The organism is Rhizobium ruizarguesonis (assembly GCF_012349115.1).
In the GTDB taxonomy this organism is placed as follows: Bacteria; Pseudomonadota; Alphaproteobacteria; order Rhizobiales; family Rhizobiaceae; genus Rhizobium; species Rhizobium ruizarguesonis.
The window spans coordinates 1-635 of the sequence record NZ_PQIG01000030.1; the positions used below are offsets into that span (position 1 = coordinate 1).

Genomic DNA, 635 nt, shown 5'->3' on the forward strand with positions numbered 1-635 from the left:
GAGCGCTCCAACTCCATCTGCTGCGTGAGTTCTGCACGATGACTGCGGTCGGCAAGGCGGACGACCTGGCGGATCCGCTCGATGTCCCCAGCCTGATCGGGACCCATTCGCTTCAGCTGATCTGCGAGATCTGAGGGATCGGCGCGACCGAAGCGCGTTTCGATCGCAGTAACGATGTCCTTCGCCTCGGCAAGCGCGCGACGGCCCTCCGGCGTCCCCGCCAGTTGCTCGACGAACTTTGCCTTGTCGCTATAGGGCAGATCGTCGAGCTGGCGCAGCAGCGCCTCGCTCCGGCGGCTCGGCCCCAGAACCTCGATCACGTCCTGCTTTTCTCGCTTCCATCGCTCCGAGCCGCATTCGGCCGCAAGGCGACGCTGCCAGGTCTTGGCGGATTGGCGAACATGCGAGGCCAGCGCATCGATCCTTGAAAGCGCGTGTTTGCGTTCGGCGTTGTCTCCGAACAGGCCGGTCTTGCCGGCGAGCGCACCGATCGTCTCGGGCGAAGCGCTGAGTTGGTTGGCGAGTTCGACCGGATCCCAGTTCTCGTCGAGGATGCGGCCGCGCAAGGCTCCCATTGCCGCTGGCGCGTCTTTGAACAGCTGCGGCGCAAGCTGCTTTGCCGCCTCCCAATCTCG

1 protein-coding gene is annotated in these 635 nt (G+C 64.9%); it reads right to left on the reverse strand.

Translation table 11 applies throughout. The features are described from left to right. The coding region (locus C3Y91_RS04355) for a BID domain-containing protein (RefSeq protein WP_168575076.1) at window positions 1-635 on the reverse strand (635 nt) is incomplete at both ends.